Source organism: Sebaldella sp. S0638 (assembly GCF_024158605.1).
GTDB lineage: Bacteria > Fusobacteriota > Fusobacteriia > Fusobacteriales > Leptotrichiaceae > Sebaldella.
The window spans coordinates 42,460-67,321 of sequence record NZ_JAMZGM010000002.1 but is presented as its reverse complement, the minus strand read 5'-3'; the positions used below and the strand labels follow the sequence as shown (position 1 = coordinate 67,321).

General features: G+C 32.7%; 28 protein-coding genes. 23 read left to right on the top strand and 5 right to left on the bottom strand.

The window, feature by feature from the left end:
* Positions 1 to 14 precede the first annotated feature (14 nt).
* The 13 genes from yqeC to NK213_RS01235 all read left to right on the top strand — a co-directional run bounded on the left by yqeC (position 15) and on the right by NK213_RS01235 (position 9,513).
* Positions 15 to 767: a selenium cofactor biosynthesis protein YqeC gene (gene yqeC / locus NK213_RS01295; RefSeq protein WP_253346132.1), complete on the top strand. Its 753-nt coding sequence runs from the start codon at positions 15 to 17 to the stop codon at positions 765 to 767.
* A 45-nt stretch (positions 768 to 812) separates the two neighbouring features.
* Entirely contained in the window at positions 813 to 1,400 is a 588-nt protein-coding gene (locus NK213_RS01290; protein WP_253346131.1) for an NTP transferase domain-containing protein, read from the top strand.
* A gap of 18 nt (positions 1,401 to 1,418) precedes the next feature.
* Positions 1,419 to 1,910: a molybdenum cofactor biosynthesis protein B gene (locus tag NK213_RS01285; RefSeq protein WP_253346130.1), complete on the top strand. Its 492-nt coding sequence runs from the start codon at positions 1,419 to 1,421 to the stop codon at positions 1,908 to 1,910.
* 25 nt (positions 1,911 to 1,935) lie between these two features.
* On the top strand, positions 1,936 to 2,910 hold the full coding sequence (locus NK213_RS01280; RefSeq protein ID WP_253346129.1) for a molybdopterin-binding protein: 975 nt from the start codon (positions 1,936 to 1,938) through the stop codon (positions 2,908 to 2,910).
* Between the two features lie 16 nt (positions 2,911 to 2,926).
* Positions 2,927 to 4,024, top strand: a complete 1,098-nt coding sequence (locus tag NK213_RS01275; protein WP_253346128.1) for a M20 family metallopeptidase — start codon at positions 2,927 to 2,929, stop codon at positions 4,022 to 4,024.
* 105 nt (positions 4,025 to 4,129) lie between these two features.
* On the top strand, positions 4,130 to 4,561 hold the full coding sequence (locus NK213_RS01270; RefSeq protein ID WP_253346127.1) for an MOSC domain-containing protein: 432 nt from the start codon (positions 4,130 to 4,132) through the stop codon (positions 4,559 to 4,561).
* A 117-nt stretch (positions 4,562 to 4,678) separates the two neighbouring features.
* Positions 4,679 to 5,164 (top strand): cyclic pyranopterin monophosphate synthase MoaC, encoded by a 486-nt coding sequence (gene moaC, locus NK213_RS01265; RefSeq protein ID WP_253346126.1) that lies wholly within the window; start codon positions 4,679 to 4,681, stop codon positions 5,162 to 5,164.
* Positions 5,165 to 5,249: 85 nt separating this feature from the next.
* Positions 5,250 to 5,492 carry a DUF3343 domain-containing protein gene (locus NK213_RS01260; protein ID WP_253346125.1) on the top strand — a complete coding sequence of 81 codons (243 nt, stop codon included), beginning with the start codon at positions 5,250 to 5,252 and terminating at the stop codon, positions 5,490 to 5,492.
* Between the two features lie 162 nt (positions 5,493 to 5,654).
* Positions 5,655 to 6,461, top strand: a complete 807-nt coding sequence (gene yqeB / locus NK213_RS01255) for a selenium-dependent molybdenum cofactor biosynthesis protein YqeB (protein ID WP_253346124.1) — start codon at positions 5,655 to 5,657, stop codon at positions 6,459 to 6,461.
* 99 nt (positions 6,462 to 6,560) lie between these two features.
* Positions 6,561 to 7,394, top strand: coding sequence for an XdhC family protein (locus NK213_RS01250; RefSeq protein ID WP_253346123.1), 834 nt, complete (start codon positions 6,561 to 6,563; stop codon positions 7,392 to 7,394).
* A 129-nt stretch (positions 7,395 to 7,523) separates the two neighbouring features.
* On the top strand, positions 7,524 to 8,054 hold the full coding sequence (locus NK213_RS01245; protein ID WP_253346122.1) for a hypothetical protein: 531 nt from the start codon (positions 7,524 to 7,526) through the stop codon (positions 8,052 to 8,054).
* A 70-nt stretch (positions 8,055 to 8,124) separates the two neighbouring features.
* Positions 8,125 to 8,979, top strand: a complete 855-nt coding sequence (locus NK213_RS01240; protein ID WP_253346121.1) for an ATP-binding protein — start codon at positions 8,125 to 8,127, stop codon at positions 8,977 to 8,979.
* 21 nt (positions 8,980 to 9,000) lie between these two features.
* Positions 9,001 to 9,513, top strand: coding sequence for a DKNYY domain-containing protein (locus NK213_RS01235; protein ID WP_253346120.1), 513 nt, complete (start codon positions 9,001 to 9,003; stop codon positions 9,511 to 9,513).
* Positions 9,514 to 9,557: 44 nt separating this feature from the next.
* Here the strand turns inward: NK213_RS01235 and NK213_RS01230 are convergent, their stop codons facing one another.
* The 4 genes from NK213_RS01230 to NK213_RS01215 all read right to left on the bottom strand — a co-directional run bounded on the left by NK213_RS01230 (position 9,558) and on the right by NK213_RS01215 (position 13,450).
* Positions 9,558 to 10,130 (bottom strand): hypothetical protein, encoded by a 573-nt coding sequence (locus tag NK213_RS01230; protein ID WP_253346119.1) that lies wholly within the window; start codon positions 10,128 to 10,130, stop codon positions 9,558 to 9,560.
* Positions 10,131 to 10,355: 225 nt separating this feature from the next.
* The gene (locus NK213_RS01225; RefSeq protein WP_253346118.1) at positions 10,356 to 11,009 is read right to left on the bottom strand and encodes a hypothetical protein; all 654 of its coding nucleotides are present in this window, start codon (positions 11,007 to 11,009) and stop codon (positions 10,356 to 10,358) included.
* 10 nt (positions 11,010 to 11,019) lie between these two features.
* The gene (locus tag NK213_RS01220; protein ID WP_253346117.1) at positions 11,020 to 11,706 is read right to left on the bottom strand and encodes a LytTR family transcriptional regulator DNA-binding domain-containing protein; all 687 of its coding nucleotides are present in this window, start codon (positions 11,704 to 11,706) and stop codon (positions 11,020 to 11,022) included.
* A complete protein-coding gene (locus tag NK213_RS01215) occupies positions 11,699 to 13,450 on the bottom strand; it encodes a hypothetical protein (RefSeq protein WP_253346116.1) in 1,752 nt (583 codons plus the stop codon). The genes NK213_RS01220 and NK213_RS01215 overlap by 8 nt, the downstream gene beginning before the upstream one ends.
* A 300-nt stretch (positions 13,451 to 13,750) precedes the next feature.
* Here NK213_RS01215 and NK213_RS01210 point away from each other — a divergent pair, with 300 nt between their 5' ends.
* The 4 genes from NK213_RS01210 to mglC all read left to right on the top strand — a co-directional run bounded on the left by NK213_RS01210 (position 13,751) and on the right by mglC (position 18,618).
* The gene (locus NK213_RS01210) at positions 13,751 to 14,620 is read left to right on the top strand and encodes a cation diffusion facilitator family transporter (RefSeq protein WP_253346115.1); all 870 of its coding nucleotides are present in this window, start codon (positions 13,751 to 13,753) and stop codon (positions 14,618 to 14,620) included.
* A gap of 337 nt (positions 14,621 to 14,957) precedes the next feature.
* Entirely contained in the window at positions 14,958 to 16,019 is a 1,062-nt protein-coding gene (locus NK213_RS01205) for a galactose ABC transporter substrate-binding protein (RefSeq protein ID WP_253346114.1), read from the top strand.
* Between the two features lie 68 nt (positions 16,020 to 16,087).
* Positions 16,088 to 17,608, top strand: a complete 1,521-nt coding sequence (locus NK213_RS01200) for a sugar ABC transporter ATP-binding protein (RefSeq protein ID WP_253346113.1) — start codon at positions 16,088 to 16,090, stop codon at positions 17,606 to 17,608.
* A gap of 17 nt (positions 17,609 to 17,625) precedes the next feature.
* The gene (gene mglC / locus NK213_RS01195) at positions 17,626 to 18,618 is read left to right on the top strand and encodes a galactose/methyl galactoside ABC transporter permease MglC (RefSeq protein ID WP_253346112.1); all 993 of its coding nucleotides are present in this window, start codon (positions 17,626 to 17,628) and stop codon (positions 18,616 to 18,618) included.
* Between the two features lie 129 nt (positions 18,619 to 18,747).
* Here mglC and NK213_RS01190 read toward each other — a convergent pair whose 3' ends face one another.
* Complete coding sequence (locus tag NK213_RS01190; RefSeq protein ID WP_253346111.1) at positions 18,748 to 19,077, bottom strand: hypothetical protein; 330 nt, start codon at positions 19,075 to 19,077, stop codon at positions 18,748 to 18,750.
* 711 nt (positions 19,078 to 19,788) lie between these two features.
* On the opposite strand from NK213_RS01190, the gene NK213_RS01185 reads away from it, so the two are divergent.
* The 6 genes from NK213_RS01185 (at position 19,789) to NK213_RS01160 (ending at position 24,847) form a co-directional block, all read left to right on the top strand.
* The gene (locus tag NK213_RS01185) at positions 19,789 to 20,475 is read left to right on the top strand and encodes a tRNA1(Val) (adenine(37)-N6)-methyltransferase (RefSeq protein WP_253346110.1); all 687 of its coding nucleotides are present in this window, start codon (positions 19,789 to 19,791) and stop codon (positions 20,473 to 20,475) included.
* 32 nt (positions 20,476 to 20,507) lie between these two features.
* Positions 20,508 to 21,080, top strand: coding sequence for a dihydrofolate reductase family protein (locus tag NK213_RS01180; RefSeq protein WP_253346109.1), 573 nt, complete (start codon positions 20,508 to 20,510; stop codon positions 21,078 to 21,080).
* A 19-nt stretch (positions 21,081 to 21,099) separates the two neighbouring features.
* Positions 21,100 to 21,645 carry a hypothetical protein gene (locus NK213_RS01175; protein ID WP_253346108.1) on the top strand — a complete coding sequence of 182 codons (546 nt, stop codon included), beginning with the start codon at positions 21,100 to 21,102 and terminating at the stop codon, positions 21,643 to 21,645.
* A 99-nt stretch (positions 21,646 to 21,744) separates the two neighbouring features.
* Positions 21,745 to 22,614, top strand: a complete 870-nt coding sequence (locus tag NK213_RS01170; RefSeq protein ID WP_253346107.1) for a histidinol-phosphatase — start codon at positions 21,745 to 21,747, stop codon at positions 22,612 to 22,614.
* 268 nt (positions 22,615 to 22,882) lie between these two features.
* Positions 22,883 to 23,485 (top strand): TetR/AcrR family transcriptional regulator, encoded by a 603-nt coding sequence (locus NK213_RS01165; RefSeq protein ID WP_253346106.1) that lies wholly within the window; start codon positions 22,883 to 22,885, stop codon positions 23,483 to 23,485.
* A 549-nt stretch (positions 23,486 to 24,034) separates the two neighbouring features.
* Positions 24,035 to 24,847 carry a hypothetical protein gene (locus NK213_RS01160; protein ID WP_253346105.1) on the top strand — a complete coding sequence of 271 codons (813 nt, stop codon included), beginning with the start codon at positions 24,035 to 24,037 and terminating at the stop codon, positions 24,845 to 24,847.
* The last annotated feature ends 15 nt before the right edge of the window (positions 24,848 to 24,862 follow it).

The following is a 24,862-nucleotide window of genomic DNA, read 5'->3' as shown; positions in this document are numbered from 1 at the left end:
TATAAGGGGGCATAATGGTAAAAACTTTTAAAATGAAATATTTATGCGAAGTTCTCGGTCTGGAAAAATATGATACTCTTGTGGTAACAGGGGCCGGCGGAAAAACATCATTTTGTCTCACGTTATGTGATGAATTAAAAGAACATAACAGAATAATCTTTACTACCTCTACAAAGATGTTTATTCCAGAAGTAAAGAAAAATTATAAGATATATGTGGGAGACGATTTTTTATATAAGGAATTAACAAAAAACGGGGCATATATAGCAGGAAAAGAAGAAAATGAGCAGGGGAAACTTCTTCCTTTCAGTCTTGATGAGATTGACAGCTTTAAAGAAAAAGGGGATTATCTGGTGATAGAAGGAGACGGTTCCAGAATGAGACCTCTGAAAGGCTGGAATGAAACAGAGCCTGTCTTTGTGAAAAGAACTGATAAAACAGTGGGTGTAATAAGCATAAAAAGTCTGGGTCTGAAAATAAATGATGAAAATATACACAGACTGGAATTATTTTTAAAGATTTCCGATGCAGAGAAAGATGAAAATGTAACAAAAAAGCATTTATTTAATATTATAAATTCGGAAAACGGTTTATTCAAAGGAGCAAAAGGAGAAAGAATACTCCTTATAAATCAGGCTGACAGTGAAAAAGAATTTGATAATGCACTGGAACTGGCAGAACTTTTAATAAAAGAAAAAATGCTTTTTGATAAAATAATAATATCTTCGCTGAAAGAAAAAACGTACTGTCTGGTTTCTGACTTATAATAAATAAGAGCGGAGTTGCTATCTTCGGAGGAATAGGGAGGAGCTATGAAAACAGGTGCAGTAATAATGGCTTCGGGATTTTCCAGAAGAATGGGAGAAAATAAATTATTACTAAAATATAAAGAGAAAACTTTCATTGAAAATACAGCGGATAAAGTTTTGGAATGCGGTTTTTATAAAATAATTCTTGTGACTTCTCATAAAGAAGTGGAGCAGATTTTTGAAAATTATAAAGCAGACAGAGAAAACTTTTCTGTAATAATAAATAAAAATCCTGATTTAGGAATAAGCGAAAGTGTAAAAACAGGACTGAGAGAGCTTCGAGAATGTGATGTCTGTATGTTTTTTACAGGGGATCAGCCCGGTTTGAGCCGGAATACAATTAGAGGAATTTTGGGTAAAGCAGGGCAAAATAAAATAGTAATTCCAAAATATCTGGGGAGAAACGGAACACCCACAGTTTTCGGCTCTGATTTTTTTGAAGAACTGATGGAACTTGAAGGTGATTCAGGTGGAAAACAGATAATGAATTCTCATAATGAAAATATAGAATATGTGGAGATAAATGATCCTTTGGAAGGATTTGACATAGATACCAGAGAGGATTATGAATATTTTATTTCAAAAATTTGATTCTAAGGAGAAAAATTTATGTATACAGTGGGAATAATAACAAGCAGTGACAAGGGATATAAAGGGGAACGGGAAGATGAAAGCGGGAAGCTTATAAAAGAGATAACAGAAAGATATAATATGAAAGTAGAGCGTTATGTAATACTTCCCGATGAAAAGGAAGAGCTTATGAAAGAAATGATAAATATGGCAGATAATCTGAAATTAAATCTGGTTTTGACTACAGGAGGAACTGGTTTCAGCAAAAGAGACGTAACTCCTGAAGCTACTAAAGCCGTAATAGAAAGAGAGGCTTCCGGTGTAGCAGAAGCGGCACGATATTACAGTCTTTCAATTACCAAAAGGGCCATGCTTTCAAGGGCAGTGTGCGGAATAAGAGGGGAAACCGTGATATTCAATCTGCCGGGGAGCAAAAAAGCAGTAAAAGAAGAACTGGAATATATATTAGACAGTCTGATTCACGGGATAGACATTCTTTTAGGCAGTGCATCAGAGTGCGGCGGAAAGTAAACTTAAAGATCGGAAAGGAACACATATGAAGAAAATAAACGTCAAGGAAGCTGTGGGAATGGCGCTCTGCCACGATATAACAGAAATAATTCCCGGAGGCTTCAAAGGTGCAAAATTTCTTAAAGGGCATATAATAAAGGAAGAAGATGTAGAAGTGCTTCTTTCGCTTGGTAAGGAAAATATTTATATCTGGGAAGAAGATGAAAATTATGTCCATGAAAATGATGCAGCAGAATTTATAAAAGAGTGCGTAATGGGGAAAGGTATGTATGCTTCGGAAATACGTGAAGGAAAGATAAATTTTGTTGCTGAATATGACGGACTTTATAAAATAAATGTTGAACTTTTGAATAAAATAAACAGTATAGGTGAAATAATAATTGCTTCAAAATTCAATAATACTGTAGTAAAAGAAGGGAAAACAGCAGCAGCTACGCGTATAATACCACTGCGTATAGAGAAAATACAGCTTAATGAACTAAAAGAATTAATGAAAAATCAGGAACTAATGGAAATAAAAAAGATGAACTCAGATTTGAGAGTGGGAATAATAACCACAGGGAGTGAGATCTTTTACGGCAGAATAAAAGATAAAGCCAGAGAAGCATTAGGGGAAAAGCTTGGGGAATACGGCGTAACAAATATAAAGCAGGTTTTTGCACCTGATGATAAAGAAAAAATCAAGGCTGAAATAAAAAAAATGATTAATGATACAGATATAATACTTTGTACAGGAGGAATGTCAATTGATCCTGATGATGTAACCCCTGATGCAATAGAAGAATCAGGATGTGAGATGGTCACATATGGTACGCCTGTACTTCCGGGAGCTATGTTTCTTCTGGGCTATGTCGAAGAAAAGGTAATAATGGGTCTTCCGGGCGGAGTAGTATTCTCAAAAAATTCTGTTTTTGACTTGCTGCTGCCGAGAATACTTGCAGGAGATATTATCACAAAAAGAGATATTGTAGAAATGGGACACGGCGGACTATTAAACTGATAAAACAGGAGAAAATATGAATTTTGACAATATAGAAGAGGATATTATAAAATGGAGACGGATACTGCATGAGAATCCGGAACCGTCCTTTAAAGAATATAAAACAACTGAATTTATAAAAGAAAAGCTTCTGTCATTCGGGAATATTGAAATAATTCAGCCGGCAGAAACAAGGGTAATAGGGAAGTTAAAAGGAAGCAGCCAGGGAAAGACAGTTGCTTTCAGAGCAGATATAGATGCGCTTCCCCTTGATGAAAAAACAGAATGTGACTTCAGATCAAAAAATAACGGTATTATGCATGCCTGCGGTCATGATATGCATACTGCGATTTTACTGGGGCTTGCACGTATACTTTCTGAAAATAAGCAGAGAATAAAGGGAGAAGTCTTATTTATTTTTCAGCGTGGTGAGGAGATGGCGCCCGGAGGTGCTGCAGAACTGAAAAAAAGCGGAGTTTTAGACGGGATGGATATGGTATTTTCACTTCATGTTATGCCCGGAGAAAAAACGGGGAGAATTGGAGTGAAAAGAGGTACTGCTACTGCGAATAAAGATACTTTTGATATATATGTAAAAGGAAAAGGCGGGCATAGTTCCATGCCGCAGCAGGTAAAAGACCCTATTCTTATTGGTTCTGAGATAGTGACGAATCTGCAGTCGGTAGTAGCAAGAAATGTAGATCCTTTTAATACCGCGGTAATTTCTACTGCGAGCTTTAAATCAGGTGAAGAATACGGAGTGATTCCTGACACTGCACATCTTACAGGAGCAGTGCGGACTTTTGACGGAAAAACAAGAGAGACAGTGAAAAACAGGATGAAGCTCATAGTGGAGAATATACTAAAAGCATACGAAGCCGGCGGAGAAATAAAATTTTTTGAAAATGATTATAAAGCAGTGTATAATGATGAGGAATTATGCGATATTGCAGAAAAGGTCATAATGAAAAAATTCGGGAAGGATGCACTGGTAATAAAAGAGAGACCGGAGAGTTTCAGCGAAGATTTTTCAGAGTATATAAATCCTGCCAAAGGGTGTATGGTTTGGCTGGGAGTGGATAAAAACGGAAAAGAAAATCCAAAACTGCATAATCCTTATTTTTGCTCCAAATGAAGAAGCAATGATAACAGGAGTAAAATATTTTTTCGGGATAGCAGAAGAAATATTAATGTGAAATTCTATAAAATTAATATGATACAGTAAATTCAGGAGGAAGATATGGGAAAGATAGTGGCAATATGCATGAGTACAAAAAAAGGGACTCAGAAAAAAGAGATAAATGAGATAAATTTAATAGAGAACTTTGGTCTTGAAGGAGATGCACACGGTGGGAACTGGCACAGGCAGGTAAGTCTTTTGTGTTATGAAAGCATAGAGAACTTTAAGAATAAAGGTGCAGAAGTGGATTTCGGCAGTTTCGGGGAAAATCTTATCGTACAGGGAATTGATTTTCCAGCACTTACTGTGGGAAAAAGAATAATCGGAGATAATTTTGAGCTTGAAGTAACACAGATCGGAAAGGAATGCCACACAAGATGCAGTATTTATACTAAAATGGGAGACTGCATAATGCCGAGAGAAGGTGTTTTCGCCAAAGTAATAACAGGCGGGCATATAAAAAAGAATGACAGTATAGAAATAAAGGGATAATACAGCTGTTACGGGCGATATCCTGCAAAACGGGAATATTCAGCAGTAAGGAACTGTAGTGATAATTCCTGAAATCGCAAAAAATATAAATCAAAAGTTTATCTGGAAAGGAAAACCATGAGTAAAGAATTAAGCCACTTTGATAAAGAAGGAAAAGCAGTAATGGTGGATATAAGCGGAAAAAATGATACTGATAGAACAGCTGTGGCAACAGGCGAGATAAAAATGCATCCTGATACTCTGAAAACCATCAAAGAAGGAAATATAAAAAAAGGGGATGTCCTAGGGGTAGCAAGAGTGGCAGCAATTATGGCTTCAAAAAATACCTATAACATGATACCAATGTGCCATAATATACTTTTATCCAGTGCAAAAATAGAATTTGAGACAGATGATGAAAACAGTACTGTAAAAATTAAATCTATAGTAAAGACTAGCGGGAAAACCGGAGTGGAAATGGAAGCTCTTATGATGGTTTCTGTAGCTGGTCTTACAATTTATGATATGTGTAAGGCTATAGATAAAGGGATGGTTATAGGAGAAATAAAGCTTGAGGAAAAACTCGGCGGAAAAAGCGGAGTCTGGAAAAGAGAAGAGGAATAAATTTTGAGTAAGCAGAAAGAATTAAACAAAAAAACATATTTAACAGCTTCGCCAGAAGTGTTTAGTTATCAGAAAGGAGATCTTTATGTCTGAATATCAGTTTCTATTTCATAATACAAGAGGTGCAATTAGATTTGAAGATACTCTGAAAACTAAAAATATACGTTACAGAATAATGCCGCCGCCCATACAGCTGGAAAACTGCTGCGGGATCAGCATAAGGCTGGAATATGATCAAATAGAGGAATTATTATGTGCTGATGTGAAAGAGGTTCATTTGTTTAAAGACGGAAAGTACGAGTTATACTATAGGCAGGAAAATAAATAACAGGACAGTATAAACTGCAAAAATACAGGGATAAAATATGTGTTTTATTAATTTTGAAAAATAAATTCAAAAATATTAAAAACTATATTTTCTCATTTTTACAGATAATTCCTGTATAAATTATTTAATCAGAAGGTGCCAAACAGGCAGAAGGAGAAAATAATGCATGAAAATCTGGTAATAGTCAGAGGAGGCGGAGATATTGCCTCAGGTTCAATAGAAAAACTGCATAAATGCGGTTTCAACGTACTTATTTTGGAAGTGGAAAATCCAAGTTCTATTAGAAGAAAGGTATGTTATGGTGAAGCAGTTTATACAGGTGAAATGGAAATAGAGGGAATAAAATCAAAAAAGATAAAATATCTTGATGAAATAAATAAAATGTTTGAAGAGAGGGTAATTCCGGTATTGGTAGATCCCATAGCCGAATGTACACAGATATTGAATCCTGTGGCACTGGTAGACGGGATACTTGCCAAAAAAAATTACGGGACAAACAGAGGAATGGCTCCGATAACAGTAGCATTGGGGCCGGGATTTACAGCAGGAAAAGATGTGGATATAGTTATTGAAACAATGAGGGGACATAATCTCGGAAGGCTTATATATGAAGGTGAAGCCATGAAAAATACCGGAGTTCCGGGGAATATTGCCGGCTTTACAAAAGAAAGAGTTATTTACAGCGAATTTGAAGGCATTATAGAGAATATACACGATATAGGGGATATAGTGAAAAAGGGAGATGTTCTCGCAAAGATAGGCGGAAATGAAGTTTATGCCTCTATTGACGGGGTATTAAGAGGAATTATAAGAGATGGTTTTTATGTAACAAAGAATTTTAAAATAGCAGATATAGATCCCAGAGCAGATGAACAGAAGAATTGTTTTACCATTTCTGATAAGTCGAGAAGTATTGGCGGGGCAGTGCTTGAAGCTGTAATATCGTTAATGAAAAAAAGAGGATTCTGATTGTTTGATATTGTACTTGATTTGAATTAAATGTTTACAGCTTACCGGAATACAGATAATAAAATACTAAAATATGCAGAAAAGTATCAGGAGGGTAAAATGGAAGAGTTAATTTTGAAAAAAATACTGGAAAACCTTGAAGATCATAAAAAAGTAGCATTAGTAACCTTAACAGATGTAGGAGGTTCTACACCGCGTGATACCGGTTCTCTTATGCTTGTCTGGGAAAACGGGGAGACATACGGTTCTATCGGCGGTGGAAAAGTAGAATACTTTGTAACAGGTGAAGCTGTGGAGGCATTGAAACATGATGCAGACAGAAATTTTGAACACAGTCTGACACCTGACGGGGATTTGAAAATGCAGTGCGGAGGAACTGTAAAAGGTTTTATAAAAATTTTCAGACCAAATGAAAAAATAGTTATTGCAGGCGGAGGGCATGTCGGCGAAAAAGTTTTGGAAGTAGCTAAATTTCTCGGGTTTAACTGTGAGGTAATAGACGACAGGGAAGATTATCTGAATAAGCCGAGTCTGCAAAAGGCCGATAAGATAATGGTCGGTTTTTATAAAGATATAGTAAAAAATGCTTCAATAGATGAAAATACATATGTGGTAATTACTACAAAAAGCCATATTACTGATCTTGAATTCGTAAAAGAGGTTCTGAAAACAAAAGCAAGATACATCGGGGCAATAGGAAGCCGTAAAAAGCAGATATTTCTTAGGGAGACACTTCTGAAAGACGGTTTTTCCGGAGAAGATATAAAACGTATTTACGGGCCTGTGGGGATAGATATATCAAATCAAATGCCCGAAGAGATAGCGGTGAGTATAATGGCAGAGATACTTATGGTGAAAAACGAAGGAACTCCCGAGCATAGAAAACTGGAAGATTCTGTTGTAGACAGTATAATACAGAAACATTTGAAATAGTTTATATTATTAACTGCCTTGATTTTAGGGTAGTTTTTTTATGTATACAAAAATTATTTAATATTGTATAATAAATTTTATAAAGTAAAGGAACAGTCGGGGGAAATAAACAGTTTGAGGGGCAGGAAAATGAAGAAATTATTTTATATTTTAATATTTATATCTGCATTGGTTATTTATAAAGTTACGGAAAATTATTTTAACAGTTATGTTGATTCGGATAATCCATGTGTAACAATGCAGAAAATAGAGGAACAGGCAGAAAAGTACAAAAAATTAGTGTATGATAAGAATGAAGATCATTTGGGATATGATGAATTAAGAAAAGCATTCTTTGATGATATAGTACAGAACGGGAAATACAGAATGTATATACTGGATATAAACAGGAAAATGTATGTAGATAATGAAAAAACTCTTGTAATGCAGGGGTTTCCGGGGATGCTTTTAGATGTATATCCTAAAAATACTGAAGTGGGGCAAAGACTCTATATGATTGTAGAAGAGAGCAGAAATGGAGAAGAAGTATTCAGGATGAAAAGATATCAGATGTATCCTTATAAAAAATTAATTAATATGTCATATACAGGTGCAGCATCTACAGTTGTTCAATTTAGGTGTGAACTGGAAAGAGATTCGAAAAATAATTTAAATAAGTAAAGAATATTGATAATAATATATAAAACAGAGCAGGAGAATAAAGAGGAATATCAGTAAGTAAGGAGAAAAAATGAACTCATTAGCAAATGTAAGCTGTGAAGCTGTATTACCAGTAACAGAACTAAAAACTACAGATGAAATAGAAAGAAGCATACAAAAAAAATACAGAAAATATTTGTGGTCACCTTTTATAAAGGCTGCAAAAGAATTTTCCCTGATAGAGGAGGGGGATAAAATAGCTGTCGCTATATCAGGGGGGAAAGACAGCCTGCTTCTGGCTAAGCTTTTACAGGAATTACAGAGGGCAAGCAGGACTAAATTCGAGCTGGTTTTTATTTCCATGAATCCCGGGTTTAATTCGGAAAATCTGCAAAATCTGCAAAAAAATCTTGATCATTTAAGAATTCCATGTGAGATATATGATGATAATATATTTGAAATAGCTGAAAAAATGGCTAAGGATTATCCGTGCTATATGTGTGCAAAAATGAGAAGGGGAAGTCTTTATACCAAAGCAGTGAGTCTGGGATGTAATAAGCTTGCTCTTGGTCATCATATGGACGATGTAGCGGAAACTGTGCTTATGAGTATCTTTCAGATGAGTAAATATGAGACAATGCTTCCAAGGCTTAAAGCTGATAATTTTGATATAGAGTTAATAAGACCGCTTTATTATGTAGAGGAAAAGGATATAATAAAGTTTACTGTGAATAACGGAATTCTGGCAATGAACTGCGGGTGTACAGTGGCAGCAGGAAAGACTTCCTCAAAAAGGCGGGAAACAAAAGAGCTTATCAGGGAGATGGTGAAAACTAACCCTAATATAAAGAAAAATATACTGAATTCCACGAAAAATGTAAATCTGGAAAAAATTCTCGGCTGGAAAGCCGGCGGGGAAAAACATAGTTATCTTGATGAGTATTGAATAATAAAAAGGTGTGATTAAATGAAAAAATTATATGCAGTTACAGCACTATTTGTATTCTTTAACGTATATTCCGCGCAGGCAGCAGAGATATATGAAGGACCGTGCAGAGATAAAAACAGTATTTATTATAATATTGAGAAAATAGGGAATATAGACACTAATAAGGCAAAATTTTTTGAAACTGAAGGTATGGACGAGGAGTATAGAAATTTTGTGAACGGTTACCTGATGAGCGGGGAAGCAGTATACTATAACGGAGAAAAACTGCCCGGCACAGATTCCGGCACTTTTGATTATGTATCGGATTTTTATACTAAAGATAAGAATAATGTATATTATAATAATGTAAAAATAAAAAACTCTGATCCTGAGACTTTTGAATATATAAAATACAGATATGCCAAGGATAAAAACTCTGTGTATTACAGCGGTAGAAAAATCAGAAATGCAGATGTAAAAACTTTTGAGATAGTAGATTTTTACAGGGCAAAAGATAAAAATAAATACTATATGCACGGGGAAGCGGAATAAAATCAAATTTTTTAGAATAAAAAAGGGGCTGTTATAAGCCCTTTTTAAAGTCCGTCTTTTGGAATAACTCTTAATAAATTTTTAGTGGTAATTACCCATCCGTTTTTCTCCTTTTCCAGAGTCAGGGTAGTTGTCGAAGTCTTTTTTTCTTTCACTTCTTTTGAAGCTTTTGAAAGAATATTCATCTGATAATCGACAAATTCTTTTTTCGCTTTTTCAAAATCATTGTTATTGCTTGGTATAAAACTCTCTTTTGCAGTTAATTCTTTAATTTTCTTATCAAGCATTTCTTTATCAAGCCCTGTTTCCTTTATGGTTACAACTGCTTTATTATCTTTTATTTTTACCTTTTCTATTTCATAATTAAATGAAGAACCTACGATTTTCAGAGTGTCAGAGGTAAAGGTCTTTAATTCAGGGTTTTGCTGGTAAAGATTGTCATAAGACAGCTTAATATCATAAGAAAAAAGATTTAACATTTGATCTAAATCACCTTTTTTCAATGAAGAATAATAGTTATCTACAATAACTCTGATTTCCTTTTTTGAATTATTACAGGAAAAAAGCGACAGGAGCAGCAGAAGAAGCAGCCCTAATTTTATATATTTAGATTTCATGATTCCTCACTTTCCTTTGGTATTGACATTTTAGCATAAATTACACATTTTGAAAAGAAAGAACGTTTTATTTTGCTTATATAAAAAATGCCGGGAGATAAATCCGGCATACAAAAAAATGTTTGTTTGCACTTAGAGATAAAGGCAAATGAATAATGAAAAATTTATATCGGGTGAGATATAAAATCCGGCTTTAAGCATTATTGTTCAAATTAGGCAATAAGCTTAAAACTTAAATGTATACCCCACCGCTAAATTAACTTTTCCAAGATTCTTCTTGGAATCATCAATCCTATAACGTTTATCGGAATATGAAGTTTTAGTAGAAGTGTTGTCATAACTTACTTCAAAATTCCAGTTGCTGAGCTTTATTCCTCCGCCCAGTCCGTAGTAAAAACCATTCTTGATCTTTAGATCACTAGTTTCACCAGTTGGGTAAAATTTTACCTCATTTTTTGTATCAGCTATATCATATCCGATTCTTCCTATTACATATGGAGTTACCGATGATGAATTAGAGAATTCATATTTAACAAGAGCATATACCGGTATAGTGACAATAACAGAATTTTCATATCTGTAGTTATTAGTAAAGGCTTTGCCGTTAACAGATTTATTAGGAAGATCTTCATCGCTGCCGCTGACTCCTCCAATACTCATACCGACACCCAATTTTAAATCTGGTATACTGCTTACTCCTCTGGCATATTCAACACCTAAAAATCCTCCGCCAGACATTTTAGTATTTTGATTTATTGTTGCTGTGTTATCATTTTGGTTGAAATTTGTTCCGGAAAATCCGCCTCTTATTGTAATTTCATTATTTTCCGCTAATCCAATACAGCTTAGCAGAGCAACTGCCAGCAATATTTTTTTCATTTTATTCCTCCTATAATTTTATAGTTTTTTTATTGTTAATACAAATGTCTTCCACGTTTTTCAAAGTTCTTTTACTGAGCAGCAAAGTTTCTTCAGAATCAAACACAAGAACTTCTTTTTTGTAATTAATCTGTTTTATTCTGCTGAGATTTACTATATTGCTTCTTTCTACCCGGGCAAATTCAGGATATTGGGAAAGGATCCTTTCTATTTCCACAAGGTTATTTTTACTAAAAAACTCATTTCCGTTATAAAGTCTCACACATGATTTTCTGGTGTATCTTGAATAGGTAATATAAATAATATCATTAATTGAAACAAAAGTTTTCACAAAACTGTCCTCTATACATAATTCAGAGTTTCTCTCAGTTTCACCAGTGATATTTTCTAGTATTTCGTCAATATACATATAATCCTTTTTATTCAGAAAATCATAAATAAGTTTTTTATGAAGCAGATCCCGAAGAAGCATAATATCAAAAACTGTCGCGAGAAGGATAACTTTAACTTCTTTTGATTTATACTCCCATAGTCTGTTTTCAAGATTTTCATGAATTGAGTCAATGATCGCAAGATCAAAATGTTCAGAATAGATTTTTTGAAAATTACAATTTTTTGTATTAATAAATTCATACTCAAAATACTCTATCAGGAGTGTCCGGAGTGCTTCTTCCACCTCAAGTGCTATTCTAATCATGTTTATCACCAAGCTTTTCAGCTTTTTCTATTATTGTTTTGGAGTAAGCTTTTATTTTTTTATCGTCGCTTAAATTATAAATAAGAGCCGCAAAATCTTTTATAAACTGGATGTTTTCTTTTATTTCTTCATTTATATATTTATTGTCAGAAACAGACTCTATATATTTTCTTAAATGCAAGGTTCTAACATAATTTACTGAGTATACTAATTCTTCAGAAAGTCCTTTTAAAAACAATTTTTCTTCATTATGATATTTTCTTTCATTTAGTTCTATCAGCAAGAGAGCTATACAGGTGTTGGTACCAACAGATATTTTTATTCCAAAATCAAAATTGGCATATTTATTTTTGAAATCTTCTTTGGAAATTATAATTTTGCGGCTCTTATTTCTTATATATTCTTTTTCTTCGGTATCAGAAAGGAAAATTATAAATTTAATCGTTTTGGGATTTATTTTTTTACTTATTTCTTTTTCCAATATATTTTCAAAAATGTGAATATCATCAATTCCTTTTAATTTTGCTAAAATTTGATCATATCTTGGATTAAGTCTGTTCATTAATCTTATGACTAATAAGTATATAATGTCACCGATAATACAGAAAATTATAACCCAAAAAGTGAAACGATATTGACTGCTCTCTATTCCGATAATATAGATAATGTTTATAATGACGATATATTTTAGAACCAGAGTAACCCATCGCTGCATAGAGATATAGTATTTAGCAGTGTCATCAATATTAAGATTAAAAAATAAAATCCAGAATATAATGGAATACTGCATATTTTCAAGAATATCACCATTAAAGAAAATGTCCGAATTAGAAAATTCCGTAGCAATATTGAGAATTAAAAATAAAAGTAAAAATAATATCTGTAAAATTTTCATATTTTTTAAGTCTTTATCTTTATTTTTCTGCAGCCCGCGGAGCAAACAAAAAAGAGGAACGAATAGAATCATATAATCTACAAAATATGCCAAAACGACATAAATATTAATAGAAGTAATTAATGTATTTATATGAAATTTTACCAGATACATAAGAATATTCGGCGATACTAAAAAGAGAATATTGATCAAGGAAAAATAAGTCATTATTGCAAATATAAAAATATATTTCCAGTATTTTCTCTCCTTAGAGGATACAAGGTAGAAAAAACACAATATAAATGAAATGGTGAGAGCGATTGTAGTAATCCCCGCTGATACAAAAAGAAGTTTCTGGGGGAAAATATTAGTAAAAGAAAGAAAATTATTAAATAATAATAATAAAAATGTTATAATAATTAGCGGTGACTTTCTCTTTACTATTTTATCAGATTTCATATAAATAAGAACATTCATAAGTAATAAGATAAAAGTGGCAGTTCTGCTAAATAACTCAAAAAACCTGATTTTCCCATTCATTTCAAAATTAAATGTAACATTTTCCGGAATGTTGTCTGATTTATGTACATTTTGTTCAAAATGCTGGTTTTCAAATTCACTTTTTAGTATATAATCGCCTTTTTCTACCTGAAAAATGGTATTTGAAAGCAGAGTAAAACCTTCAATTTCCTGATTGTTTTTATACAAACTTGTTTGTACAATGTTGTCAGTAAAAATTCTAGGCCTGTTTCTAAATCTTGTATTAACAATGATAAAATCATTGGTATCAGCCCTGTCGCTGGAGAAGATCAGCAGACACGGCATAAGAAGACTCAGAAATAACAAGCCAAAAATTGTAATTTTTTTCATATGATCATCCTTAAATAATATAAATTTATATTTTAGCTGTTATTGTACAAACAGCATAATGTTAACAAACAGAAATTATTAACCTATTTTTCAGTTCGTAACTAAGTATAATATAGATATTCATTTTTTTCAATAAGTCAGGAACAAAATGTCAAATTTCATACACAAACTGAAAAAAATAAGCAGTAGAAATTTTATTTATTGTATTGAAATATAATAAAAATTGAAAAAATGCAACTAATCAAATAAATTTAATCTGAAGATTTTATAAAAAATATTGAAAACAGAAAGGAGTCAGATATGCATGATCACGGACATTTTCATCAAAAAGACGAGAGCAGCGATACTAAAAATATAAAAATGGTATTTTTCCTGAATTTAGTATTTATGATAGTAGAAATTATAGGAGGTATTCTAACGAACAGTATGGCTGTCATGTCTGATGCAGTTCATGATTTCGGGGACTGTGTGACACTCGCAATGAATTGGTTTTTGGAAGAATACTCGGTAAAAAAAGATGATGAAAAGTATACATACGGTTACAGAAGATATTCATTAATAGGAGTAGTTATAAATACTGTTGTTCTTGTTTCAGGTTCGGTTTTGATAATAACCGAGGCATTGAAGAGAATAAACAATCCCCAGAAGCTGGAAAGCGGAGGGATGATACTGCTGGCAATAGCCGGAGTGGCAGTAAACGGCCTTGCTGTACTAAGACTAAAGAAGAGTAAAAAATTAACAGAAAGAGCTGTAATGCTTCATTTGATGGAAGATGTACTGGGATGGGCAGCTGTATTAGTTGCCGGCATTTTCATAAAGCTTTTCGAACTGTACATAATAGATACGATTTTATCAATAGTAATAGCAGCTTTTGTGCTTTCAAATGTTTTTAAAAATTTTAAGGAAACAGCGGGGATTTTTTTGCAGGCTGTCCCTTCAGGATATAATATACTCAGCCTGAGGGGAAAAATGATAAGAATAAAAGGGATTATGGATGTTCATGATATTCATCTCTGGTCTCTTGACGGAATAAACAACATCATATCGTTCCACTGTGTTGTTCCTTACGGGCTGCTCACAGATGAAGTAGTCAAAATAAAATATAAACTGAAAAAATATCTGAAGTATATAGGAATTAATCATATAACAATAGAAATAGAGTATGAATAAAAGTAAAAAATAAAATGGACTGTAAAATAGCACTTTCAAAATCAAAAAGGAAATGTAATAAACAAAGTTAAATAAATAAGTGCAAAAAATTTAATGAATGCTCTGTTCTTTTTCGTGTTTTTGAAAATAAGTTAAATAAGATATACAAAATGAAAGTATTTCTTTTGGCAAAACTTAAAAATGAGATATAATTTAGTATAGGTTTCATGTTCGTAACAAAATTTAAGAGTTGTAGAATTTTTTTAAAATGTTTAGATTTGGTAACAGTAGTTTGAATGAGTTTTTTATTATTGGTAATTAAAATAAAAAAATATAATTGAGAAGAGGAGCAAACTATATGAAAAAATTCAAATGGACAATTGTTTTAAGTATCATGATGCTGCTTATCAGCTGCGGAAAAGGCGGGGAAAAACCTGCTGCAGGAGGTGAGGCACCTGCGGGTGGCGAAGCTAAAAAGGAAATAAAGATAGGAGTGGCATTATACAAGTTTGATGATACATTTATATCATCAGTAAAAGATGCAATAAACGAAGTTTCAGCTGAAAAGTCAAAAGAAACGGGAGAAAAAATAACTATTAACGCGGTAGACGGACAAGGACAGCAGGCAACTCAGAACGATCAGGTAGACACATTTATAACACAAGGTTATGACGTAATAGCAGTAAACATGGTGGACAGAACTGCAGCTTCAGTGATTATACAGAAAGCTCAGGCAGCAGGAATTCCGGTAGTATTCTTTAACAGAGAACCTGTAGCAGAGGATATGGCAAAGTGGGATGAATTATACTATGTAGGAGCTAAAGCCGAAGAATCTGGAACAATTCAGGGAGAAATAGCAGCAGACTATTTCAAAGCAAATCCAGACGCAGATAAAAATAAAGACGGAAAAATACAATATGTAATGTTAGAAGGAGAACCGGGGCATCAGGATGCATTATTGAGAACGGAGTATTCTATAAAAGCACTTGAAACAGCAGGGTTCAAAGTAGATAAATTAGCAAGTGATACAGCACTATGGCAGAGAGCAAACGGTCAGGAAAAAATGGCTGCATGGATATCAGCTTTCGGAGATAAAATAGAGTTAGTTCTGGCTAATAATGATGATATGGCATTAGGAGCAATAGAAGCACTAAAAGCCGCAGGATATTTATCAGACGGAAAATTCATACCGGTTATTGGTGTAGATGCTACAGCACCTGCTAAAGATTCGTTAAAAGCGGGATTATTATACGGAACAGTGCTAAATGACTCAAAAGGTCAGGGAAAAGGTATCTTTGATATAGCATATGCACTTGCTAAAAAAGAAAAACCAGCAGAAAAAGTACAAGGTATCACAGATGGAAAATATTTATGGATTCCATACCAAAAAGTAACTAAAGAAAATGTAGATAAATTCTAGTCAACACCTGATAATGTGAAGTTTTATACTTCACATTATTAAGTAAGAAAGGTAAACCGGAGGGAAATATGGAAAACAATGATGTACTGGAAATGCTGGGTATTACTAAAGAATTTCCAGGTGTAAAGGCATTGGATAATGTAACCCTGAAAGTGAAAGAAGGTACAGTTCACTCACTAATGGGAGAAAATGGTGCCGGAAAATCAACATTGATGAAGTGCCTTTTTGGAATATACAGTCTGGACAGCGGCAGAATACTGTTTAAAGATGAGGAAGTGAATTTTAAGAATCCTAAAGAGGCTCTGGAAAATGGAATTTCTATGATCCATCAGGAATTAAGCCCTGTTCCTTTTAGAAATATTATAGATAATATATGGCTTGGAAGATTTAAGACAAAGAGACTTTTCGGAGTGGGAGTGAAGGTAGTAGACGAAAAGTATCTATATGCCGAAACAGAGAAACTGCTGAAAAAGCTTCAGCTTGATGTGAGTCCGCGGATTGAAATGAAAGATCTGTCGGTATCGCAGATGCAGATGGTGGAAATAGCAAAAGCCATATCATATAATGCCAAAGTCATAGTAATGGATGAGCCGACATCATCACTTACAGAAAATGAAGTTGATAAATTATTTGAAATAATAAAACAGCTTAAATCAGAAGGAGTATCAATAATTTATATATCTCATAAAATGGAAGAAATACTGAAAATATCTGATGAAGTAAGTATAATGAGAGACGGGAAGTATATAGGAACGTGGGCAGCTAAAGAGCTTACCACTGATTTGATTATATCAAAAATGGTGGGAAGAGAGCTGAATGAAAGATTTCCTGAAAAAAATAACATTCCTGAAAATGAGGATATACTAAGGGTAGAGAATCTGACATCTATAAATGAAAAATCTTTTAATAATGTCAGTTTTAACCTGAAAAAGGGTGAAATATTAGGACTGGGAGGTCTCGTAGGTGCTCAGAGAACTGAGCTTGTAGAAGCTATATTTGGTCTTCGTAAGATCAAAAGCGGAAAAATTTTTCTGAATGGTAAGGAAGTAAATATAAATAACCCGTCAGAAGCTATAAAAAATAAGATGGCACTGGTAACAGAGGAAAGAAGGGCAACAGGAATTTTTGAAGTATTGTCGGTAAAGGATAATGTTCTTATTACGACATATGCAGATTTAATAAAGTATCATGTTGCAGTAGATGATAAGCTTGGAAAGAGTATAACAATAGAAAGCATAGATAATCTGAAAATAAAAACACCTGATGAAAAAACACAGATTAGAAATCTTTCCGGCGGAAACCAGCAAAAGGTGGTATTCGCAAGATGGCTTCTGTCTTCGCCGGATATACTCATACTGGATGAACCTACAAGGGGAATAGATGTAGGTGCTAAATTTGAAATTTATAATATAATAATAGATCTCGCACAGAAAGGTAAAAGTATAATCCTGATAACCTCGGAAATGAGTGAGCTTTTAGGGTTAAGCGACAGAATAGTTGTTATGTGTGAAGGGAAGAAAAGCGGGATACTCGACAGAAAAGAAGCAAATCAGGAAAAAATCATGGAATTAGCTACTAAATATATGTAGACTGGAAAGGAAAAACAATGGATCAAACTTTTCAAATAAATAAAATGAAAAACTTTTTTGCTAAGAATGCGATCTATATGGTTTTGGTTGTTTTGGTTTTAATTATAGGAATGCTTAATAAAAATTTTCTTCAGATAAATAACCTGACTAATGTATTGATAATAGCATCTGTAAGAATCATAATAGCCCTCGGAGTGGGAGGAATCCTGATTACCAAGGGAACAGACCTTTCTTCAGGAAGAACAGTAGGACTTACTGCCTGTGTGGCTGCGAGTCTTATGCAAAGAGCAGATTATGCTGATAAAATGTATAAAAATCTTCCTCATCTTCCGATAATAGCAGCTGTACTGGCTGCTGTAGTAGTGGGTATGGTAATTGGGTTAATAAACGGGTCAGTAGTTTCATTCTTAAAAGTTCCTCCGTTTATAGCAACATTGGGGACAATGGTAATAGTGTACGGTATGTCAAGTATGTATACGAAAGCGAAGCCTATAGGAGGATTAAGAGATGACTTTACCAATCTTGCCACGGGGAAGAACGTACTTATACCAAATATTGTCTTTATCGCGATTATTATAATGATACTAATATGGTTTCTGCTGAATAAAACCGTATTCGGAAAGAATATTTATGCCATCGGAGGAAATCCTGTGGCTGCAGAGGTATCAGGAGTGAAAGTAGAAGCCAATCTTTTGAAAATATATATTCTTGCAGGAGCATTATACGGACTTGCCGGAACACTGCTTGCAGCAAGAACAGGAGGAGCCACTAATAACTACGGTCTGATGTATGAGCTTGACGCCATAGCGGCGGCAACAATAGGAGGAGTATCTACATCAGGAGGAATAGGAAAAGTTTCGGGAATTATCACAGGGGTACTGATCTTTGAAGTGTTAAATAACGGATTGGTAATACTGGGTGTTGATACAAATGCACAAAATATAGTTAAAGGTATAATAATTATTACTGCTGTAGCATTAGATATACGAAAATATCTTGCTAAAAAATAATTTTATACAAAATGGTTTTAAATTTGGGAAGGCTGTTAGTCATACAGGACTGACAGCCTTATTTTTTTAACAAAAAAACAGGCAATGCTGAATGAATTTTATCAGAATTGCCCTTTCTTATTTATATGTTTAGTAGTCAGAACATAATATCTCTTTCATATTTGCTTCGACTAACTCAAGATCATCATAATTTCCGCTTTGGCTTGCCATCATATAGCCGTCTTTTACATTTACAATAATAGTATACTGGATTTTTTTATCTTCAACTTCCATATTGAAATTATATAAATATAGAAAAGCCGCGTCAGGCATTGTTCCTAAAAAAGTATAGTATACCTTTTCAAAACCAACTTTTTTTGATTCTGCCGCTAATTTTTTTACTCCCATTTCAGACTTGGCTTTACAGTCAGAAAAAGCTATGCAGCCTGTCAGAATAAGTAAAAATAATATTTTTTTCATTATTTATCTCCTTTTTTATTTAGTATAACATTAAATTAAATTATATTCAATATTTTACAGTTATGATAAATAGATAAATGAAAAAGTCAGGATACTATTAAAACTGTCTTTTCTGGCAATTTTTAATTGTATGAGTCAAGTGTTGTTCATAATAACACAGGAAGATGAACCAGAAAAAAGCGTAAATAAAAAAACCAGGGACAAACCTAGTTTTTTCTAGCAGTTTAAATTTATATACATTGTTTTCATAATTAGTATACCATATTAGCAGAATAAGTCAAGTAGGTATGCAGCCCGGAAGGGCTGGGGACTGTTAGTACAGAATTTTGCTTATTTCTAAAATTTATACTGTATGACCTGAAAACAGACCTGTATTTTTTAGTCTGAAGAATGTAAGCAACATTTTTTGAACTTAGGGCGAATAGAGATATCGACAGAAATATTTATTTGAGGTATAATTAGAGAAATTTAAGAGATTTAATTGCTAATACAGTTATCTCAGAATTGAATGTTCGTATTTCACAATTTATTATCATATCAGCAGGGCTATGCCAAAGAACTATAAAATTAAACCGGTTAACTCTCATTATTTCCTTTAAAAAAGAAGTTTTTTTATAATATCCTCAGTTATAAATAACTAAAAAGAATGAATAAGAATAGTGAAATTTTTGAAATAAAATGATATAATAAATAGAAAAAATGAGGAGTATAATGAAAAAGACAGGGGAAGAAATATTAGGTGCCATAAACGGACTAAAGATAATACAGAGAAATGACCACCAGAATTATACTCTGGATTCAAGGCTTTTATCAGACTTTTGCAGAATAAACAGACATGTAAAAAAAATTCTTGATATAGGTACAGGAAATGCAATATTGCCTCTGCTGTTATCACAGAAATCAAAAGCAGAGATTACAGGAATAGAGATACTGGAAATATCAGCAGATCTTGCTGTAAAAAATGTAGAATTAAATAAACTATCTGACAGAATAAAAATCATTGAAGGTGATATAAAAAAATGGAAGGATTATTTCAGACCGGCAGAGTTTGACCAGATAATTACCAATCCCCCTTTTTTTAAATATGACGGCAATGACGACCAGATAAATGATCTGGAACAGCTTTCTGTGGCAAGGCATGAATATAACATAAAACTGGAAGATATAATACAAATATCTTCTGCATTATTAAAAAACGGTGCATATTTTACTATGGTACACAGAAGTGAAAGACTGGTGGAAATACTTGATCTTCTGGTAAAATATAAGCTTGAGCCAAAACGGATAAGATTTTGTCATACTAAAAAAGATGCACCCGCAAAAACACTCCTTATAGAAGCAGTGAAAGGTGCCAAAAAGTCTTTAGTAATAGAAAATCCACTGATATTATCAGATTAATATAATAGAGAAACAGAATATAAGGAGGAAAAATGGAAGCAGAACCAAAAGTTATATTATATATAGCAATGAGCCTTGACGGATACATAGCAAAAGAAGACGGCAGCGTGGACTGGCTGGAAAATGCAGGCAATGGTGCAGAAGGAAGTTATCTGGAATTTTATAATACTATTGATACAATAATAATGGGAAGAAAAACTTATGATCAGATCCTTACTTTTGGTGAGTGGGGATATAAAGGGAAAAATACTTATGTACTAACTGCTGATACATCAAAAAATACTGATAATCCTAATATTGAATTTGTTGATACAGATGTTGAAGATCTTACTATCCGGCTGAAACAGGAATCAGGGTCAAACATCTGGCTTCTGGGCGGAGCTGAGATAATAAACGCTTTTTTGGAGAGACGGCTTATAGATGAATACAGAATAACTGTTATTCCTGCTATAATAGGATCGGGTATACCGCTTTTTACAGCTGACACAGAAGAACATCTGGATTTTAAAGAGGTAATAGAATACGATGGAATAGTAGAATTGAAATATGAAAAAAAGAAAATAAAAATTGCAAATTTTGAAATAAATAATTATAATAATAAGTGAAATAATCAGGAGGAATTAAATGAAAAAAGTAATATTGATCTTAACATTGATAATAAGCTTACTGGGATTTTCCGACGGGAATGTGAAAACATTTGATAATCTTAATACAGCAGTAAGTGAATACGGGAAAGTAATGCAGGAACTGCTTAATTATGCTTCAAGGGAAGACTTCAATACTACAGGGGATAATCTTGCAGGATTTCTGAAAAACAGCGGTAATACAGCATTGGAGAAAAAGTGGGAAAGTGTAAGAAATAAGCTTGCAGAGCCGTATGAAATTAAAGCAAATACTCCAAAAATGGAAGGAAGCAGCAAAGCTGTGGTTGATTATGACGTTTACGGGTATGATGAAGGCAAAATTGCTGAAATGATAGATCAGAATATAGAACAGTTCGTTCAGGAAGGCGAAAACGGTGAAATATCAATAGATATGGAAAAATATATTTTAAGCGTGGAAGATTTTGTTAATAAATCAAAGAAAATAAAAGTGGCCACAGCGCAAATAGAATTTGAGAAAATAGCCGGTAAATGGATGCTTAAAGAAAAAGGTGCTTTTGAGAACTAGTTTAGATCATAAATGGATGCTGTAATTTTAGTAAAGGAAATAAACAGGTCTTATTTAATAAATAACAAACAATGTATTTAGTAAAGGCAGGAGATAAATATGCTTGCAGACTATCATATGCATTTTGAATATGGAAGTTATGACGAGGAATGGGTAAAGGGATTTTTTGAATCAGCGCGTGAAAAAGGCGTGGATGAACTTGGGATAACAGAGCATACACATGGATTTAAAGAGTTCAAAGATTTATATTATGATGAACTGATACTGGATAATAGTGAAATTGGTGAGTTTCAGAAAAAATGGCTTGGCAATACCAAGTCAAAATTTATCCATACTCTTGACGAGTACAGGGATTTTATAAACAGTCTGAAGAAAAAAGGTTATCCTGTGAAATTTGGGGTAGAGGTATGTAATTTCAGAAATCAGGAAAAAGTCGCTGAAATATTATCTAAATATGAATTTGATTATATAATTGTGTCAATACATTTTATTAAAGGCTGGGGTTTTGATTTTTCAGCTTTAAAAAATGTTTTTGAAAAGCGAAGTGTTTACAGCATATGGGAAGATTATACAGAAGAAATTGAAAATGTCGCATCTACAGGTCTTTATGATGTGTTAGGACATCCTTTTAATTTGAGACTGTTTAATAATTTGCCAGAAAAAAATGTAGACAGTCTGCTTGAAAAAACAGCAAAAATTTTAAAAGAGAATAACATGGCAGTGGATATAAATACAGGAACTTATTACAGATACCCTGTAAATGAAATAAGTCCCTATGAAGATTTTATGAAGTTTGTAAAAAAGTATGAAATACCGGTAATTTTATCAAGTGATGCGCATGAACCCGGTCATGCGGGATTTATGATTAAAGAAGCGGCAGAATATGCTTCAAAATTCGGAATAAGCAGTTTTTTGAAATTTGACAAAAGAAGAAGTATTTCTGAAATCATCGATTTAAAAAACAAATAATTTTATTTTAAAATAAGGTAAATGAAAATTCTAAAATGTCTGGTTTTTTTAGAATTTTTTATTTCTTATGAAAAAAATTAACTATTGAAATAATTAATTTTATAAAATCTTATGAATAAAAACTTGACAGTATTATTTTTTTATGGTTGAATATAGTAGTATAATCATTCTACTAACAGGAGGATGACTTAGAAAAAATTAAACTGATAGTTAAAACTCAACTTATTTATCACAAAGTGAAAAAAATGTAACTAGGAAAGGAAAAAAAATGGCGAGAAGAGCAGGATTTCAAATTAACAGGGAGGATATAATCAGAGCAGCAATAAAGCAAATATCAAAATATGGTTTCAGTAATTTTACTTTATCAAATCTTAGTAAGGAGCTGAATATAACGAAGGCGGCGTTATATTGGCACTTCAAGAGTAAAAATGATATTTTGATGGAGGTTTTAAGATATATTGAACTAGAGTATATTAGTAAAATTAGTGAGATATGTGACGAAAAAAATCTTTCTGCAAGTGAAAAACTAAAAAATTATTTATCATTTGTTTATGAAAAAAGTGAAACTGATGTGCATCTTTGTATTATACCATCTAAATTATTAGGTGAATTCTTACATAAAGACAGTGAGTTTCATGAAGAAATAAGAGAAATATACGCAAACTATAAAGAGTCAATAGCAAAGATCCTTATAGACGGGATCATAGAGGGAGATTTCAAAAAAAGCACTTCACCTATAGATCACGCAAGATTTATTGTCGGATCAATAGATGGAATTCTACAGCAATACATATCTGATCATACACATGTACATAAGGTTTTCAATTCAGGAGAGAAATTTTCAGAATATGTCATGACACTTTTTGTTTAAAAGTGCTTATTCATGAATGATCGAACGTTTAATCTAGTGAAAAAAAAGGGTTGTTTATATATAAATTTTCTAATGATGTAATAAGAATTAGCATAAAATTACATTTGAAATGAAAAATTTTATTTTAAAGCAGCCCTTTTGAATTTAATCGTTTAAGGACAGTAAACACTGAAATTATTTAATTAAATGAGTAAAAAAATTAATCGGATGGGAGAATAAAGAATGCTTGATACAGAAGTTCGATGATGCTGTGGTAATGAGATAAAATATTTTATATAATAAGAATATTACATTCAGTACACTGATTATTTTAATATTTTATTATCTAAAAATATATTTATAAAAAATCAATAATAAAAATTACTAATCTAATTGTATACAATGATTATCTGAAAATATTTTCGGATAATTTTTTTAAATAGACGGAAAGTAAAAAAAGTATATTTGAGAAAAATTAATTAATATTATTTATTTTTTAATACTTTAATTAAGAAAATTTGTTACAATAAAGAACAGGTACATTCAGAATTTTTTGGAGTAGGAGTATATATGGAAGAAATTATAGAAAGAATACAAGATGAAATATTCTTGATTTTTATGTTATTATTATCATTTTCGGTATTTATGTACATAATAACAGAAAAACTAAGCTTTATTTCAATGTTTTTATGTATGACGGTATCTTTAGCGGCAGTGAACAAAGAGTCTTATCTGCTTTACGGTCTGGGCTTTTTTGTTTTAGGGCTTATTTCGCTCATTATTATGCTTGATATCGACATGTGGATAGAAATGGGAATAATGGAGATGAATCTTCGGCAGAAAATCATAAGGATATTATGTTTGCTGGTGATAGCGGTTCCTCTCTTAAAGATACTCCGCACTTATTCCTTTATAAGGAATTTTACTTTAAATCCAAGATCAGTGATTTTGTGCATAGTGACGGGAGCATTTGTAATTTTGGTATTAGGAGTAGTTCCGCGGTATATGCTGGTATTTTTATCAAGATTAAAGCCGGGTAAGAAAATAACTTCGTTTTTCATTATGAAGGCTATGAGATACAGAATGTTTCACGGAATGATACAAAGTAAGCTTTATGTAAGAGACGGTGTAGGAGAATATAAATTTGAAGTTTCAAACAGGGCATATAAAATGCTGAGAAATAAAACATATGTAAAAATACAGATGCAGGAAGGGTTCTTTGGAACACATTATGTAAAAAATAACTTTCTGGGACGGGACAGACTGAAAACATTAAAAGAGGATATTCCGAGATTTGTTATGGCATTGATTGTAATAACTGTCTTATTATTATTATCCATTGCTTTCTGCCATGTTATAAATAATTATGCATGGGTAGGATAAAAAGAAACGGAATAA

What these genes read in the sequence shown, in the direction of transcription:
- yqeC (WP_253346132.1), top strand. Translation starts at nt 15, where the DNA reads ATGGTAAAAACTTTTAAAATGAAATATTTATGCGAAGTTCTCGGTCTG.
- NK213_RS01290 (WP_253346131.1), top strand. Translation starts at nt 813, where the DNA reads ATGAAAACAGGTGCAGTAATAATGGCTTCGGGATTTTCCAGAAGAATG.
- NK213_RS01285 (WP_253346130.1), top strand. Translation starts at nt 1,419, where the DNA reads ATGTATACAGTGGGAATAATAACAAGCAGTGACAAGGGATATAAAGGG.
- NK213_RS01280 (WP_253346129.1), top strand. Translation starts at nt 1,936, where the DNA reads ATGAAGAAAATAAACGTCAAGGAAGCTGTGGGAATGGCGCTCTGCCAC.
- NK213_RS01275 (WP_253346128.1), top strand. Translation starts at nt 2,927, where the DNA reads ATGAATTTTGACAATATAGAAGAGGATATTATAAAATGGAGACGGATA.
- NK213_RS01270 (WP_253346127.1), top strand. Translation starts at nt 4,130, where the DNA reads ATGGGAAAGATAGTGGCAATATGCATGAGTACAAAAAAAGGGACTCAG.
- moaC (WP_253346126.1), top strand. Translation starts at nt 4,679, where the DNA reads ATGAGTAAAGAATTAAGCCACTTTGATAAAGAAGGAAAAGCAGTAATG.
- NK213_RS01260 (WP_253346125.1), top strand. Translation starts at nt 5,250, where the DNA reads ATGTCTGAATATCAGTTTCTATTTCATAATACAAGAGGTGCAATTAGA.
- yqeB (WP_253346124.1), top strand. Translation starts at nt 5,655, where the DNA reads ATGCATGAAAATCTGGTAATAGTCAGAGGAGGCGGAGATATTGCCTCA.
- NK213_RS01250 (WP_253346123.1), top strand. Translation starts at nt 6,561, where the DNA reads ATGGAAGAGTTAATTTTGAAAAAAATACTGGAAAACCTTGAAGATCAT.
- NK213_RS01245 (WP_253346122.1), top strand. Translation starts at nt 7,524, where the DNA reads ATGAAGAAATTATTTTATATTTTAATATTTATATCTGCATTGGTTATT.
- NK213_RS01240 (WP_253346121.1), top strand. Translation starts at nt 8,125, where the DNA reads ATGAACTCATTAGCAAATGTAAGCTGTGAAGCTGTATTACCAGTAACA.
- NK213_RS01235 (WP_253346120.1), top strand. Translation starts at nt 9,001, where the DNA reads ATGAAAAAATTATATGCAGTTACAGCACTATTTGTATTCTTTAACGTA.
- NK213_RS01230 (WP_253346119.1), bottom strand. Translation starts at nt 10,130, where the DNA reads ATGAAATCTAAATATATAAAATTAGGGCTGCTTCTTCTGCTGCTCCTG.
- NK213_RS01225 (WP_253346118.1), bottom strand. Translation starts at nt 11,009, where the DNA reads ATGAAAAAAATATTGCTGGCAGTTGCTCTGCTAAGCTGTATTGGATTA.
- NK213_RS01220 (WP_253346117.1), bottom strand. Translation starts at nt 11,706, where the DNA reads ATGATTAGAATAGCACTTGAGGTGGAAGAAGCACTCCGGACACTCCTG.
- NK213_RS01215 (WP_253346116.1), bottom strand. Translation starts at nt 13,450, where the DNA reads ATGAAAAAAATTACAATTTTTGGCTTGTTATTTCTGAGTCTTCTTATG.
- NK213_RS01210 (WP_253346115.1), top strand. Translation starts at nt 13,751, where the DNA reads ATGCATGATCACGGACATTTTCATCAAAAAGACGAGAGCAGCGATACT.
- NK213_RS01205 (WP_253346114.1), top strand. Translation starts at nt 14,958, where the DNA reads ATGAAAAAATTCAAATGGACAATTGTTTTAAGTATCATGATGCTGCTT.
- NK213_RS01200 (WP_253346113.1), top strand. Translation starts at nt 16,088, where the DNA reads ATGGAAAACAATGATGTACTGGAAATGCTGGGTATTACTAAAGAATTT.
- mglC (WP_253346112.1), top strand. Translation starts at nt 17,626, where the DNA reads ATGGATCAAACTTTTCAAATAAATAAAATGAAAAACTTTTTTGCTAAG.
- NK213_RS01190 (WP_253346111.1), bottom strand. Translation starts at nt 19,077, where the DNA reads ATGAAAAAAATATTATTTTTACTTATTCTGACAGGCTGCATAGCTTTT.
- NK213_RS01185 (WP_253346110.1), top strand. Translation starts at nt 19,789, where the DNA reads ATGAAAAAGACAGGGGAAGAAATATTAGGTGCCATAAACGGACTAAAG.
- NK213_RS01180 (WP_253346109.1), top strand. Translation starts at nt 20,508, where the DNA reads ATGGAAGCAGAACCAAAAGTTATATTATATATAGCAATGAGCCTTGAC.
- NK213_RS01175 (WP_253346108.1), top strand. Translation starts at nt 21,100, where the DNA reads ATGAAAAAAGTAATATTGATCTTAACATTGATAATAAGCTTACTGGGA.
- NK213_RS01170 (WP_253346107.1), top strand. Translation starts at nt 21,745, where the DNA reads ATGCTTGCAGACTATCATATGCATTTTGAATATGGAAGTTATGACGAG.
- NK213_RS01165 (WP_253346106.1), top strand. Translation starts at nt 22,883, where the DNA reads ATGGCGAGAAGAGCAGGATTTCAAATTAACAGGGAGGATATAATCAGA.
- NK213_RS01160 (WP_253346105.1), top strand. Translation starts at nt 24,035, where the DNA reads ATGGAAGAAATTATAGAAAGAATACAAGATGAAATATTCTTGATTTTT.